Raw genomic sequence first — 14,924 nt, forward strand, 5'->3', positions numbered from 1 at the left:
CATGGTTTAATTTCGGTTGCGCAAAAAATATGCTATGAAAGAGTACTTCATAAAAATAAGCCTTTACGCTGCATTTCTATTTCTGATAACCAATTGTGCTTCCAAAAAAAACAACACAATTACAGATTCTAAAAAAGATATTCCATTAAAAGATACTGTTGTTTATACAGCCAAGAGTAAATCAGAGAAAAAAACGTTTTTTAAAGATTCTGATAGCGAAACAAAATGGGTAGACAGTATTTACAGTAAAATGTCGCTTCAGGAAAAAATAGGGCAATTGTTCATGATTTCCGCTTATTCCAACAAAGATTCTGTTCATGTAAATAGTGTCGAAAAATTGATTCAGGATTATAAAGTTGGCGGTGTTATTTTTTTTCAGGGAGGTCCGGTACGTCAGGCGAAACTAACCAATCAGTATCAATCAAAATCCAAAATTCCTTTATTTGTAGGGATTGATGCGGAATGGGGATTGGGCATGCGATTGGATTCAACTTACATTTATCCGTGGAATATGACTTTAGGAGCTATTCAGGATTTAGATTTGATTGAAAATGTTGGAAAAAACATGGCCAGTGAAAACAAAAGAATTGGCGTTCATTTCAACTTTGCTCCTGTTCTTGATATTAATACAAATCCTAAAAATCCAATCATCGGAAACCGTTCTTTTGGTGAAGATAAAGTCAATGTAAGTAACAAAGCTATTGCGTTAATGAAAGGCGTAGAAAGTCAGGGCGTTTTTAGTACCGGAAAACATTTCCCCGGACATGGCGATACTTCAACCGATTCTCATAAAGCATTGCCTTTGGTTGATTTTTCAAAAGAGCGTCTTGATTTAGTCGAATTGTATCCATACAAACGCATTTTTGATGAAGGTTTGGTATCTGTAATGGTAGCTCATCTTAATATTCCCAGTCTCGAACCAAGACCCAATTATCCTTCTTCGGCTTCTTATGATATTGTAACTAACCTACTTCAAAAACAATTAGGTTTTGAAGGTTTGATCTTTACAGATGGTTTAGCCATGAAGGGGGCGAGTAATTTTAAACCTCCGGGAGAATTGGAAATAGCCGTAATTCTTGCCGGAAATGATATTTTACTTTGCCCTGAAAATGTTCCTGTAGCTTTTCAAAAACTTGAAATTGCCTGTACGGACGGCACTATAACCGAAGAACGTCTGGCACATTCCGTAAAAAAAATATTGCATTATAAGTTCAAGGCTGGATTAAATAAATACAAGCCTATCGATATGGCCAATATTTACAATGATCTTAATCCGTCCCAAAATGACGCCTTGCATTATAAGTTGTATGAAAATGCTATTACCGTTTTAAAGAATGAAAAAGAAATACTTCCGATAAAAGAACTGGATCAAAAAATCGCGTACGTAAAATTAGGCGATGACACCAACAGTACTTTTATTTCGACATTAAAAAAATATACTGAAATCACAGAAGTTAAAGACATCAATCTTGACAGTCTGAATCAGGAATTAAAAAAGTTTGACAAGGTAATTATCAGCTTTCATAAAGTAAATAAACCTTGGGAAAAACAAGAATTTACATTAACCGAAATGCTTTGGCTGAAAGAAATTGCGAAACACAACAAAGTAATCTTGGATGTTTTTGCCAAGCCTTATTCATTATTGTCAATTTCAGATTTTGATGATATTGAAGGTCTAGTAGTTTCTTATCAAAATTCAGATATAAGTCAGGTAGTTTCTGCTGAATTACTTTTTGGAGCAATTGAAGCCAAAGGAAAACTTCCGGTCTCAATTAATAACTTTTTCAAAGTAAATGACGGATTGACGACCGAAAAACTAAATCGTCTGGCCTTTACAACTCCGGAAAATGCAGGTATGAATCCCCAGATTTTATCTAAAATTGATGCTATTGCTCAAAAAGCTATTGATGGAAAAATGGCACCGGGAATGCAGGTATTGGTCGCAAGAAAAGGAAGTGTCATTTTTCAGAAATCATATGGGCATCACACTTATGAGAACACTGTAAAAGTTTCTAATACGGATTTGTATGACGTTGCCTCGATTTCAAAAATGATTTCAACCTTACCAAACGTGATGCAATTGTATGATAAAAACAAAATAACTCTGGATACCAAATTAAAAGATATGGTGCCGTTTTTTGCCAAAACAAACAAAGAGAATATCATCTTCAAAGATTTGTTAACGCATTATGCCGGACTTCAGGCCTGGATTCCTTTTTACAAAGCAACTCTTGACAGTGAAGGAAAACCTTCTAAAAAATATTATCGCAGAATAGTGGAAAATAATTTTACTACAAAAGTGGCTGATAGTTTTTATATCAGAAATGATTATCATGATACCATTATGAAGATTATTGCTGATACTCCCTTATTAGCTAAAAAAGAATATAAATACAGTGATTTCACCTTCATTATCCTGAAAGAATATTTAGAAAGAAAAACGCATAAAAAATTAGAAGAGCTGAGTCAGGAGAATTTTTACAGCACACTCGGAATGAATAATACACTTTACAATCCGTTACTCAAATTTGACAAAAATAGTATTGCTCCAACCGAAGTGGATACTTATTTCAGACATCAGGTAATTCAGGGCTATGTGCACGATATGGCGGCAGCAATGGAAGGCGGAGTTGCCGGTCATGCAGGGATTTTTTCTAATGCTATGGATGTTGCCAAAATGATGCAGCTGTTTTTACAAAAAGGAAACTATGGCAACAAACAATATTTTTCGCCACAAACATTCGATGCTTTTAATACTTGCTATCACGCAGATAAAGGAGTTGAAAGAGGTTTAGGATTTGATAAAAGAATTGGTAAAGATGGTCCTACTTGTGCTTGTGTCTCTGCAACTAGTTTTGGGCATACCGGATTTACAGGAAATATAGCATGGGTTGATCCTGAAACAGAAATTGTCTATGTCTTTCTATCTAACAGAACCTATCCAGAAGTTGTTAACGATGAGAATAAATTGGCCAAAGGAAAAATTCGGGAAGACATTCAGAAAATAATTCAGGAAGCAATCATAAAATAAATTTCCTTTTTAATAATTAATGAAACCAAAAAAATAAACCAATGATTAAAGAACGTTTAACTTCATTAGATGTATTTCGGGGATTTACAATCTTACTAATGACAATTGTCAACAACCCAGGAAGCTGGACATCGATTTATCCGCCCTTAGAACATGCGGAATGGCATGGCTGCACCCCTACCGATTTAGTTTTTCCTTTTTTTATTTTTATAATGGGAACCGCGATTCCTTTTGCAATGCCAACCAAACATTTTGATCTGGCCGTTTTTAATAAAATAATGGTTCGCTCTTTACGAATTTTCTGTTTAGGATTGTTTTTAAGCTGTTTTAGCAGAATTCATTTATTTGGTTTAGAAGGAATTTCTTTATTAGCCATTAGACTAATCATCGCTTTTGCCGTTGCTTATGTCCTTTTAGGAAACTTTAGCTTAAGAGTTAAAACTTATCTGGCTGTTGGAATATTTGTCATTTTAATCGGTTTGGCTTACAGTGGGCTCGAATCTTTTGAAGACACAAGAATTCCCGGAGTTTTACAACGTATCGGAATCGTCTATTTCTTTGCTTCTATTTTATATTTGAAAACAAATTTGAAAACACAACTTATAGTTGCTGCTTCCATTTTAATTGGATATTGGCTTCTAATGGCTTTCATTCCTGTTCCCGGAGTTGGTCCTGCTAATTTTGAAAAAGGTACTAATCTGGCAGCCTGGTTAGACAACTTGCTTTTAAACGGACATTTATGGAGTGTTTCTAAAACCTGGGACCCGGAAGGAATTTTAAGCACATTACCTGCTATTGGAACAGGAATTCTTGGAATGTTTATAGGACAATTGCTAAACTTATCAATTGCAAAAATTGAAATTGCAAAAAAAACGGCCATTACAGGAATTGCTTTGGTAATAGCAGGTTTACTTTGGAATCTCATTTTTCCTATCAACAAATCACTGTGGACAAGTTCTTATGTTTTATACACTGCAGGTATTGCAACAATATCCTTAACCATTTTATATTACATTATAGACATTGCAAACTATAAAAAATGGGCTAAACTGTTTTTAATTTGGGGCGTAAATCCGATGATTGTATTTTTCTTTTCGGGTATAATTCCGAGGGTTATGAGTTCGATTAAGGTTCAAAATCCGGAAGTACCTTCAGAAGAAATTAATATTCAAAGTCTAATTTACAATCATTGGATAGTACCTTGTTTTGAAAATCCCCTAAACTCTTCATTGGCTTATGCCATTCTATATGCCATATTTTGGTCAGTTATCCTTTGGATTTTTTACAAAAACAAATTGGTTTTTAAGGTTTAAACAAAATTACTGTAGTAATACATAAACAAAATTTAAATCTTTTTTGTTAGTTGGTAATTAAAGCTTCAGAGAAATCCGGAGCTTTTTTTTACATTTATTTTAAAGAAACAAAAACTACTCCGTTTATTTTGTCTGCTTGCAATCGAAAAACCAGAAGGATATTCTTTCAAAAAAAATATTTTTCAATCTTATCGAAATTTATCATTTTAATAAAAGAAGAAAAAAACTTCCTTATCCCTTTTTTACATGTTAAACAACCAATTATTAATCAAATAAATACATTTTACTTAACCCAATTTATTTACGACGGATTATTTCTAAATATGATATTTCCACAATAGCATAAACAATTTCTTGAAAATTTTTTTTTGTGTATATTAAAATTAATTGCATTTTTGCACCCGCATTAGAAAAACAGGCCCGTTCGTCTATCGGTTAGGACGCATGGTTTTCATCCATGTAAGAGCGGTTCGATTCCGCTACGGGCTACCAACATAAAGCTTCAGAGAAATCTGGAGCTTTTTTTTTAAAAATATCTATAATAAAAAAGGTCGGTTCTCAAGAACCGACCTTTTTTATATTTCAATACTATTAAAGCTTAAGCTCTAAACAAAGCATATTTATTGTAGTTGAACAATACCTGATCATAAGGCACAAAAAGCGATGTAATTTTCTCTGAAGAAGCATTGAATTTGATTCCGTTATGTTTTCTGAACAAATAGATTTCTTTTAAACAATTAGATAAACTTTGGTGTATCTCTGTTGTAAAAATTGGCAGCTGCTTATCTCCTACCAATAAATCTATTTGATAATTAGAACTACTTTTAGACAAGTTATTCCCAATAATTCTTATTGTAAAAGTGGTTGCTTTTCCGTGTTGTTCACCCTGATATTGTACTACCATAATTTATATTTTAAAGAGGTTATTTTTTTCTATTCAAATATTCAATTTGACGAATTAAAGTTATAAAAAAAAACAAACTTGTAAACAATTGGGTTTAATTTTTTAGCGAACATTTAAGTAAATATAAACCACAAAAAAAACCGTAATGACTTACGGTTTTTCAGCAATTAACTAAATATATTTAATCAACTTGTTTAACGAGAGTAATTTTCATTCATAAGCACGATTAATTTTGGGTAACAATTGTAGTTTCTTTTTGAGTGTTAATTTCTAATAAAAAGGGAGTTCCGTTATCATCCAGCATAGTCATATTTAATGGATCTAGTAACGCCAGGTTCTTAGAAACGGTTCCTTTAAATTTATTATAAGAAAGATTCATTTCAGATAAATTATGTAATTTTTCAAGTCCTTTCGGTATTTCTCCTTCAAAACTATTGTCAAATAAACTTAAGTTTTGCAAGGCATGAAAATTTATTATTTCAGCACTTAAAGTCCCTGACAGTTTGTTACTATTTAAAAGCAATATTTTCAAAGTCTGAATCTTATAAATCGAACCAGGTAAATCGCCCTCAATTTCATTATTAAATAAAGAAAGTACTTCGAGTTGCTTTAATTTTCCAATCTCTGCCGGCAATTTACCGTGTAGATTATTTTTATGAAAATCAATAGTTACTAGATTTATCAAATCAAAAAATTCAGCAGGTAACTCTCCTTCCAGATTATTATCTTCTAAATAAAGTCCTATTACTTTTCCATTTTCAGCCTGAACACCGTGCCACGTTGACACAGAAAGAGATAAATCCCATTTAATTTTCCAATTTGCTCCATTTGTCGCATGGTAAAATTTAATTAAGGCATCTTTTTCTTTATCTGAAACAGTATCTGCATAAATATTCAATGAAAAAATAAAAGCTATCAAAAATGTGGTTAAGCTTTTCATAACAAAATTTGGGATTTGTTTGTGGTTTAAAATTATACATTTTATAGATATAAAGCAGCAAATGTCGATAAAGTGTTAATAAGTAAATAATTAACACTATTTATACTACTTAATAAAATCGACAAACGGTATTGTTTTTTGATTAAATTTGACCAACTAATCCTAAAAACCTCATATTATGGAAATTAACTTTATTGCATTATTACTTGCTGGAATTGTCACACTTGTTACTGGTTTTATTTGGTACAATCCAAAAGTGTTCGGAACGATTTGGATGAAAGAAAATAATCTGACTCAGGAAGATCTTCGAACAGGAAACATGCTTAAAATCTTCGGGTTTACGTATATCTTTTCTTTGATGATTACAGTAGTCTTGATGGGGCTAACAATTCATCAATCGGGAGCAGTGGGTATGGTTGGCGGACCACCAATGCTAGAAAGTGCAAAACCTTCATTTGCTGCTTTTATGGCGGATTACGGAACGGCGTATCGTACTTTTAAACATGGGGCTCTTCATGGTTTCATGTCAGGTTTATTTTTTGCATTTCCGGTAATTGGTATTAATGGACTATTCGAAAGAAAATCCTGGAAATATATCTTTATTCATGCAGGATATTGGATGTTAACCCTTACTTTGATGGGAGGAATTATCTGTGCATTTGCATAAAATTACACATACAAAACCCGTTTGATATCCAATTTCAAACGGGTTTTTCTTAATAATAACTTAAACCAGACCAGTTATTATAAATATTATCTAATTTTGAAAAAATTAGCTCTCACTTTTGACTACAACTTATTCTTTCGAAATATACAATAGTGCGTCCTCACTACCCTTAGAGTGGAATTCACTGACTTCTGACAACATTTTTTTGACTAGAGAATATCTCACAGTTCTTGAAAATTCCTGTCCGGTAAATATGATTTGTCATTTTATTGGAATTTTTGAAGAAACAAAGCTTGTTGGAATCGCTATAACTCAATTTTTATTTGCAGAAAAACTGGAATCTTTTGGAGACCGCGATCAGTGTTTAAAAACTTCCGTTCGTAATTTCGCTTTTAAGAACTTCGCTTCACATGTTTTATTTGTCGGGAATAATATGCTGACAGGTCAGAATGCTTTTGCTTTTGAAGAAAACATCCAACAATCAAAAGCAATCAAAACACTTCATAAAGCGATTAATCAGCTTAAAAAAGATCTGAAGGCTAAAGGAAAAAAAGTTCACATTACCAGCATAAAGGATTTTACGGAAACAGAAATTAAACCGCTTCAGGCTGAATTTAAAAACAATTATACGTTTTCGACACAGCCCAATATGATTTTTGAAATCAATGAAAACTGGAAAACGGAACAGGATTATATTGATGCTTTATCTAAAAAGTACCGCGATCAATACAAACGTGCCCGCAAAAAAGCCGATGGAATTGTAAAACAGAAAATGTCCTTAACTGATATTTTAAAATATGAAGACATTATTTATGATCTCTATTTTCATGTTGCAAAAAATGCTCCTTTCAATACGTTCTTTTTAGCCAGAAATCATTTTAGCTTTTTTAAGGAAATTATGAAAGATGATTTTTTACTGTACGGTTATTTTTTAGATGGAAAATTAATTGGTTTTAATACTTTAATTAAAAATGGAGCGATAATGGACACTTATTTTCTTGGCTATGACGAAAGTATTCAGCGGGAGAAGATGCTATATTTAAACATGCTTTATGATATGATTGCCTACTCTATCAATCAGGGTTTTAAACAAATTGTTTTTGCCAGAACAGCACTTGAAATCAAAAGTTCTGTTGGCGCAAAACCTTTAAAAATGTACGGGTTAATTACGCACAGCAATACTTTAATCAATCATAACATTGCCCGATTTTTTAATTACCTGGAACCTAAAACAGAATGGCAGGAACGTAATCCGTTTAAATAACAACTTTGTCAAAGATTTTTAAGGGATAGCTATTTTCATCTGCTTGTGCAGAATATGAATTTCAAGATCAGTTTGCGCACCACAATATTCTCCGTCAATTTGAAAATTTACCGGGTAATCTGTTTTTATCGTAGCCTTGTCTGTCGAAATAATTACAATATCATCAGAATCAATTGGCATATTTCCGGTAATAATTTTTCCCAACAGAAAAATATCAAGACTTTTAAGAATAACCAATTCAAATCTTCCATCATTCATAACACCATTAGGATTAATAGTCACACCAGTTCCATATCGCTGAGAATTAGCAATTACAATAATTCTTGCCGTATGTACTACAACTTGATTATTGGCAGAAATAGTAGCTATAAAAGGCTCGTCTAAATCTTTTATTGTTGAGTATGCCTGCAAGGCATAGCCCCAAAATCCCCGCAAATTGCTTTCTTCGTAATTTTTTACCAAATCTGCATTAATTCCGATATCGCTCAAATGAATACTTTTTTTGCCATTTATACAAATCATATCCATTTCGATATAATGATTCGAAAAAGCAATTTTTAGATTTTCTTCAATCGTCGGCGGCAAATTTAAATCAACAGATAATCCGTTTGCAGAACCTGCCGGAAGAATCCCGATAATTACATCGTGTTGTTCCATTGCTTCGGCCACCATCTTTATAGTTCCATCGCCACCTGCAACGATTATGCGTTCCGGATTATATTCTTCGTATAATGATTGTATTTCTTTGATGTCATTTTTTCCAGTAGTTTCATAAACTTCTAAATCAAAATGACTGGTAGTGGCAAACTCCGTAACAGCGTTCACTAAATCTGATTTATCCAAATCGCCAGATATAGGGTTTACAACAAATATGATATTCTTTTTCACAATTTTATTTTTAAAGTCAATTAAAATAATTAATTTACAGCATATATAAATATACGTAATTAATGAAACCTATACTACAATTATATCGCGGTTATGCCAATGAACAGGAATTAATTGTAATGGGTCATGTATTTAAGAGAACGTATGTATATGATTTTCAGAAGAAAAATTTTAAAAATGCCACTTCGATTATTAATCAATTTAGGATAAAAACTATTCAGAATTTTGATGTTTACCTTAAAATTGGTGATCAGGAAATTCACACCAAAACCTTAGACGATGGCTATTTTAAGTTTTGTATTCCACTTGAAAAAGAATTTAATTTTGGATGGATGGAGTACGAAGTCAGCATTCGATACAAAACCGAAATTTTAACTTCTAAAGGAAGTTTTATCAGGCCGCATCAGGGGAATTTGGGAATTATCTCTGATATTGATGACACATTTCTAATTTCACACACGCATAATTTTTTCAAAAAAATATACATTCTGCTTTTTAAAAATGTAAATGACCGAAAGGTTTTTAAAGACGTTGTACCGCATTATCAGGCTTTAAGTTCGGCGGGGCGAAACAATAAAGATGAGGAAAATGCTTTTTTTTACATCTCTAGCAGTGAATGGAATCTTTACCATTTTATTGTGAAGTTCACCAAAATACATCAATTGCCAAGAGCTGTAATTTTATTAAAGGACATTAGACGTGGTATTACAGATTTTTTTATGAGCGGAAGGGGCAATCACAATCATAAATTTGACAAGATAAAACATGTGTTGGAGTTTTATCCGAATCTTAAATATGTATTGTTGGGAGATGATTCACAGCACGATCCTATTTTATACGAAAACATTTGTAAAATTTTCCCTGTCACTGTAAAGGCAGTATACATAAGGCAAACCGGTAAATTTCAAAAAAAATCTACAAAAGCTATTTTAAAAAATCTGGAAAACTTAGAAGTTTCGGTTTGTTATTTTAAAGATAGCAGCCAGGCAATTATGCATTCTAAATCGATTGGAATTATTAAGTAGTTTATGTTTGCTAAATACTGTGCGTATATTGGCACGCGGATGACGCGGATTGTAGCGGATTTATTTTGCAGATTGAAAAGCTTGATACAAAAACCCTCAATTGAAACCGATTGTCCTAGCCCAGATTGAAGAGTAAAGCCCGGAGCAAAAAAAGCCAATTTTTCTTGCCGGAAAACAGCGACCAACGGAAGCTCGTTTTATGGCTTAGAAAAATTAGCTTTTTTTGTGAGGACTTGAAACGAAAAGCTGGATCAGCTCCTGAAAATCATCTTAAGCATTAAAATTATCAATTTCTTCCTGAACGATTTCCCAGTCTAAAAGTAATTGATCCAAATCTGCTTTCTTTTTGTTGTAAGCGGTAAAAAATGAAGCATCTTCGATATGTTTATCATAATTAGAAGCCAGCATTTTATCGTCGTGCTGAATGTCTCTTTCCAATTGTTTGATCTGACTTTCAACTTTACTTAATTTATTTTGAAGTGATTTTCCTTTTTTCTGATCTTCGTATGATGCTTTGTTTGTCTCTTTTGGAGCAGCGGCTTTTGCAACATCTTTTTTCTCAACTTCACGCATGTTTTCAAGGTTGCGTTGTTCTAAGAAATAGTTGATATCACCTAAATATTCTTTGATTTTTTGGTCTTTAAATTCGTAAACGATATTTGACATTCCCTGAAGAAAATCCCTGTCGTGAGAAACTAATAACAAAGTTCCGCCAAATTTTTGAAGTGCAGCCTTTAGAACGTTCTTAGATTTGATATCTAAGTGATTGGTAGGTTCATCCATTAACAAGACGTTAATTGGCTGTAATAGCAATTTACAAAGCGCCAAACGGTTACGTTCTCCTCCCGAAAGTACTTTTACTTTTTTCTCCACATCATCGCCACGGAACAAGAAAGAACCTAACATGTCGCGAACTTTAGATCGATTCGTATCCATTGCCGCATCTTCCATAGTTTGAAGCAAAGTAATTTCACCATCAAGATATTCAGCCTGATTTTGTGCAAAATATCCTAATTGAACATTATGTCCTAATTTGATATTCCCCTGATATTCAAATTCATTTACGATAGCTTTAATAAAAGTTGATTTTCCCTGACCATTTTGACCAACAAAAGCAATTTTACTTCCGCGTTCTACCAATAAATCAATATCTTTTAAAATAACTTTATCACCGTAAGCCTTCGTTACATGTTCAGCTTCTACTACAACTCTTCCAGGCTCTTTTGAAACCGGAAAAGATATATTCATTACTGAATTGTCGTCTTCATCAACTTCAATTCGTTCTACTTTATCTAATTTTTTAATCAACGATTGCGCCATGGAAGCTTTTGAAGCTTTTGCACGGAATTTCTCGATTAATTTTTCTGTTTCTTCAATCTTTTTAGCCTGATTCTTCTGCGTCGCCAATTGCTTTTCACGAATTTCATGGCGTAACTCTAAATATTGAGAATAGGGTTTATTGAAATCGTATGCTTTTCCTAACGAAATTTCAATCGTACGATTCGTAACATTATCCAGAAACATTTTATCGTGCGATACAATCACCACCACTCCGGGATAATTACGAAGGAAACTTTCTAACCAAATGATACTTTCAATATCTAAGTGGTTCGTTGGCTCATCCAGAAGCAGTACATCATTGGATTGTAATAATAATTTAGCCAATTCAATACGCATTCTCCAACCTCCTGAAAATGTTTCGGTTTGATTATTAAAAACTTCTCTTTTGAAACCAAGTCCTAAAAGAATTTTCTCTGTATCACCCACATAATTATAACCTCCAAGAAGATCAAAACGATGCGTGTAATCAGATAGGTCTTCTATAATCTGACTATACTCTTCACTTTCATAATCAGTTCTGGTAACCAATTGATGATTGATTTCTTCTAATTTTTTTTCTACAATCTTAATTTCAGTAAAAGCTTCATAAGCTTCTTCCAATACAGTTCTTCCTTGTTCAAAATCGATATCCTGACGTAAAAATCCCATTCGCATATCTTTCTCCTGAGAAATAACTCCGGAATCAGGAGCAAAATCTCCCGCTAACATTTTAAGCATTGTAGACTTACCTGCTCCGTTTTTACCAACAAGACCAACGCGGTCTCCGGCACCTAAACGAAAAGTAACTTCTTCAAATAAATATGTTCCACCAAAAGAAACTGAAAGATTGTGTATATTAAGCATAATTTGTGACTATTGTTACGGGCAGTAAAGGTTTAAAAAATGTACCTTTGTTTAAATTTTTTGCAAATGTTAAAAAAAGGATCCAAACTAAATAGTATTTTAACAGGAAGTTGTCCAAAATGTCAAAATGAGAGCATGTATTCGGACAAAAATCCGCTTCATTTGACTAAAGTTCTCAAAATGAACGAAAATTGTAGTCATTGTGGATTAAAATATCAAATCGAACCTTCGTTTTTTTATGGTGCAATGTATGTAAGTTATGGACTAAATGTTGCCGTCGGAATTGGGGCATTTATTGTTTCGTTTGTTTTCTTTGGAGCTTCTATCGAACAATCGTTCTTGACTATCGTTATTACTTTAATAGTTTTGTTTCCATTTGTTTTAAGACTTTCACGAAACTTGTACATTAATATGTTTGTTTCTTACGATCCTAAGGCCGGTCAGAAATAAGGGTTTTTAAATATCTTTTATGAAATCGCTGAATATCAATTTCACGATCTAAAGCAGTATCATTTTCAATATTGTCATATAAAGCTTTTGCCATTGCTGGTCCAAGCATTACTCCCCGAGTCCCTAATCCGTTAAGAATGTGAAGTGATTTACGCTCATGATGTGTACCGATTAAAGGCCTCCTGTCTTTTACAGTAGGACGAACTCCACCAAAATGTTTTACAATTTCAAAATCACAGGTAATAATTTCTTTTATACGATCGATCAATTCCTGTTTTCCTTCTTCAGTAGGCAAATCCGTTTTGTCCTGCCAATTATAAGTAGCACCTACCTTGAATAAACCATTACCCATCGGTAAAATAAAAACACTGGTATTTACAATTACATCTAAGTTTAGGCCTGGAGCCTTTATTACAAACAATTCACCCTTTGTGCCATCTAAAGGCAAATAATTAAAAAAAGGATTTTTATGAAGTCCAAAACCTTCGGCAAAAATAATATGGCGGGCCTGAATGTTTTTATACTGAATTCCAAAATCAAAAAATTCAATATAAGAACTATGAAAGGACTCTTCTAAGAGTAAATTATTCCTCAGCAAGTATTCTTTATAAGTATCCAATAATAAAGCCGTATCGACATAGCCAGTATGCAAAACCTCTCCATAATCATATGGTGAATCAATACCGTTATATTTTGTGGAAATTAATTTTGTAGATAAAAATGGAGTCAGGTTCCTTTTATCCGATGCTGCAAACCAATTATTCTGTTCTTCAATAGAAAAAAACTTTCTTAAAATTGGCATTTTAAAGTTAAACTGAGTTTTAAGTTTTGCTTCTATCTCACTATAAAAATCATCCATGAGAACTAATTGTTCCTGAGCTTTCCAAACCTCGCTAAAGCGTTTTAAAATAACCGGATTATATAAACCTCCGGCAACTCTGGATGATATCTGAGATTTATCATCTATCACTAAAATAGATTTGTTATTTTTAAGGGCAATTTCAGCGAAAGAAATCCCGGCTAGTCCAGATCCGACAATTATATAATCTAACATGTTTATAGGTAAAAAATAAAAAAACTCTTACTCCAAAGGTAATAAGAGTTTTTGTTATAATGTAATTAGGTACTTAGTAGTTCCACATATCTTGTTCGAAATTACGAATCTTTTCTTTTACTCTTTCAGATTCCAATAACTGATTTTGTGCATTATCTTTGATATAATCTTTGATCTCACGATCTCCGTAGACATTTTCCTCTTTATAAATAACCGAATTAAAGCGTCTGGAATTTAGGATTTGGTCAAATGAAATATTGGCTGCCGAATTTTCAATAAACACTTTTGCTTCGTTTAAAACATCTCGGGCATTTGGAAAGAAAACCCAAAATAATTCGATAAAATCCTTCTCATCACTATTCATTGTATAAACGTCAGGAGTAACCGGACAAATTCCTATTAAACGATACTTCAATTCACTTTGACGTTTGTCAAAATACCAATATCCTTTAATTTTGTATTGTGCAACATCAGCAGCAGTAAGATCTTGTTTCAGAATGTACTCAGCAGGAACTGTTCTGCTAGCTCCAACTGTTTCATCAACATAAGTTACAACTTTCTTTTTACCAGTACCGGTAACTACTTTTTTCTTCACCACCCGTGATCTGTAATCATCAGGATATTGATTAATTAACTCTCTACCGGCATCTGTAGTATCCACACGGGACAAAGAACCTTCGATGTCTTTCATTGTTTTTTTAGTAGTAAAATAACTATCTGTATACACTTCCGTTATTCTTCCACTCTTAATAGCCTTTGTCAAAACATCATAAAGAGAACGTCTGTCCGGGCCAATGTTAGCCGTATCTACAGGAAAATATAATGGAAAATTGATTTTCTCATTTAAGTCAATAATCTCCCAGGTAGTTTTTCCCATCAATACATCCCTGTCATTTACATAACCATAAGCCAATGGCTTATCATTATCAGAACTGAGCTGAGCCGCCGACTTTTGACCAATTTGATCCGGTGTTTTCGCATTCAATAAATTAGACTGCGCAATGGTATTATTATATACAGCCATAAAAAAAATAACGAATAAAAAACTTTTCATCTTCATCATCATAAAATTATTTATAACAAACTCAACGAAGATTTTTCTATTTTATTGCATTTTTCTTACAAATAAATTAAAGACAGAATAATTAATTTTACATCAAACGCTAAAATGAACATTCTATTCTTATATAAGTAGTCCAAAGCA

12 protein-coding genes and 1 tRNA gene are annotated in these 14,924 nt (G+C 32.8%); 7 read left to right on the plus strand and 6 right to left on the minus strand.

Going from position 1 to position 14,924, the window contains the following annotated elements:
* The first annotated feature begins 34 nt into the window (after positions 1-34).
* The 3 genes from AC6CH4_RS00755 (at position 35) to AC6CH4_RS00765 (ending at position 4,836) form a co-directional block, all read left to right on the plus strand.
* Entirely contained in the window at positions 35-3,031 is a 2,997-nt protein-coding gene (locus AC6CH4_RS00755; RefSeq protein ID WP_498099294.1) for a serine hydrolase domain-containing protein, read from the plus strand.
* Between the two features lie 41 nt (positions 3,032-3,072).
* On the plus strand, positions 3,073-4,344 hold the full coding sequence (locus AC6CH4_RS00760) for an acyltransferase family protein (protein ID WP_498099296.1): 1,272 nt from the start codon (positions 3,073-3,075) through the stop codon (positions 4,342-4,344).
* 417 nt (positions 4,345-4,761) lie between these two features.
* Positions 4,762-4,836 (plus strand) — tRNA-Glu (locus AC6CH4_RS00765).
* A gap of 106 nt (positions 4,837-4,942) precedes the next feature.
* On the opposite strand, the gene AC6CH4_RS00770 is transcribed toward AC6CH4_RS00765, so the two are convergent.
* Complete coding sequence (locus AC6CH4_RS00770; protein ID WP_498099298.1) at positions 4,943-5,248, minus strand: hypothetical protein; 306 nt, start codon at positions 5,246-5,248, stop codon at positions 4,943-4,945.
* A gap of 226 nt (positions 5,249-5,474) precedes the next feature.
* Entirely contained in the window at positions 5,475-6,188 is a 714-nt protein-coding gene (locus tag AC6CH4_RS00775; RefSeq protein ID WP_498099300.1) for a leucine-rich repeat domain-containing protein, read from the minus strand.
* Positions 6,189-6,366: 178 nt separating this feature from the next.
* Here AC6CH4_RS00775 and AC6CH4_RS00780 point away from each other — a divergent pair, with 178 nt between their 5' ends.
* Together AC6CH4_RS00780 and AC6CH4_RS00785 are read left to right on the plus strand one after the other, a co-directional pair.
* Entirely contained in the window at positions 6,367-6,855 is a 489-nt protein-coding gene (locus tag AC6CH4_RS00780; RefSeq protein WP_498099302.1) for a DUF1761 domain-containing protein, read from the plus strand.
* Between the two features lie 118 nt (positions 6,856-6,973).
* Complete coding sequence (locus tag AC6CH4_RS00785) at positions 6,974-8,119, plus strand: peptidogalycan biosysnthesis protein (RefSeq protein ID WP_498099304.1); 1,146 nt, start codon at positions 6,974-6,976, stop codon at positions 8,117-8,119.
* An 18-nt stretch (positions 8,120-8,137) separates the two neighbouring features.
* Here the strand turns inward: AC6CH4_RS00785 and AC6CH4_RS00790 are convergent, their stop codons facing one another.
* Positions 8,138-9,007, minus strand: a complete 870-nt coding sequence (locus AC6CH4_RS00790; RefSeq protein ID WP_498099306.1) for a diacylglycerol/lipid kinase family protein — start codon at positions 9,005-9,007, stop codon at positions 8,138-8,140.
* Between the two features lie 62 nt (positions 9,008-9,069).
* Here AC6CH4_RS00790 and AC6CH4_RS00795 point away from each other — a divergent pair, with 62 nt between their 5' ends.
* Entirely contained in the window at positions 9,070-10,032 is a 963-nt protein-coding gene (locus AC6CH4_RS00795) for an App1 family protein phosphatidate phosphatase (protein ID WP_498099308.1), read from the plus strand.
* 270 nt (positions 10,033-10,302) lie between these two features.
* On the opposite strand, the gene AC6CH4_RS00800 is transcribed toward AC6CH4_RS00795, so the two are convergent.
* The gene (locus tag AC6CH4_RS00800) at positions 10,303-12,216 is read right to left on the minus strand and encodes an ABC-F family ATP-binding cassette domain-containing protein (RefSeq protein ID WP_498099310.1); all 1,914 of its coding nucleotides are present in this window, start codon (positions 12,214-12,216) and stop codon (positions 10,303-10,305) included.
* 66 nt (positions 12,217-12,282) lie between these two features.
* On the opposite strand from AC6CH4_RS00800, the gene AC6CH4_RS00805 reads away from it, so the two are divergent.
* Positions 12,283-12,666, plus strand: coding sequence for a DUF983 domain-containing protein (locus AC6CH4_RS00805; RefSeq protein WP_498099312.1), 384 nt, complete (start codon positions 12,283-12,285; stop codon positions 12,664-12,666).
* Here the strand turns inward: AC6CH4_RS00805 and AC6CH4_RS00810 are convergent.
* Complete coding sequence (locus AC6CH4_RS00810) at positions 12,647-13,720, minus strand: NAD(P)/FAD-dependent oxidoreductase (protein WP_498099314.1); 1,074 nt, start codon at positions 13,718-13,720, stop codon at positions 12,647-12,649. The genes AC6CH4_RS00805 and AC6CH4_RS00810 overlap by 20 nt on opposite strands.
* A 73-nt stretch (positions 13,721-13,793) precedes the next feature.
* Entirely contained in the window at positions 13,794-14,780 is a 987-nt protein-coding gene (porN, locus tag AC6CH4_RS00815) for a type IX secretion system ring subunit PorN/GldN (protein WP_498100589.1), read from the minus strand.
* Positions 14,781-14,924 lie beyond the last annotated feature (144 nt).

Source organism: Flavobacterium sp. GQ95 (assembly GCF_059758655.1).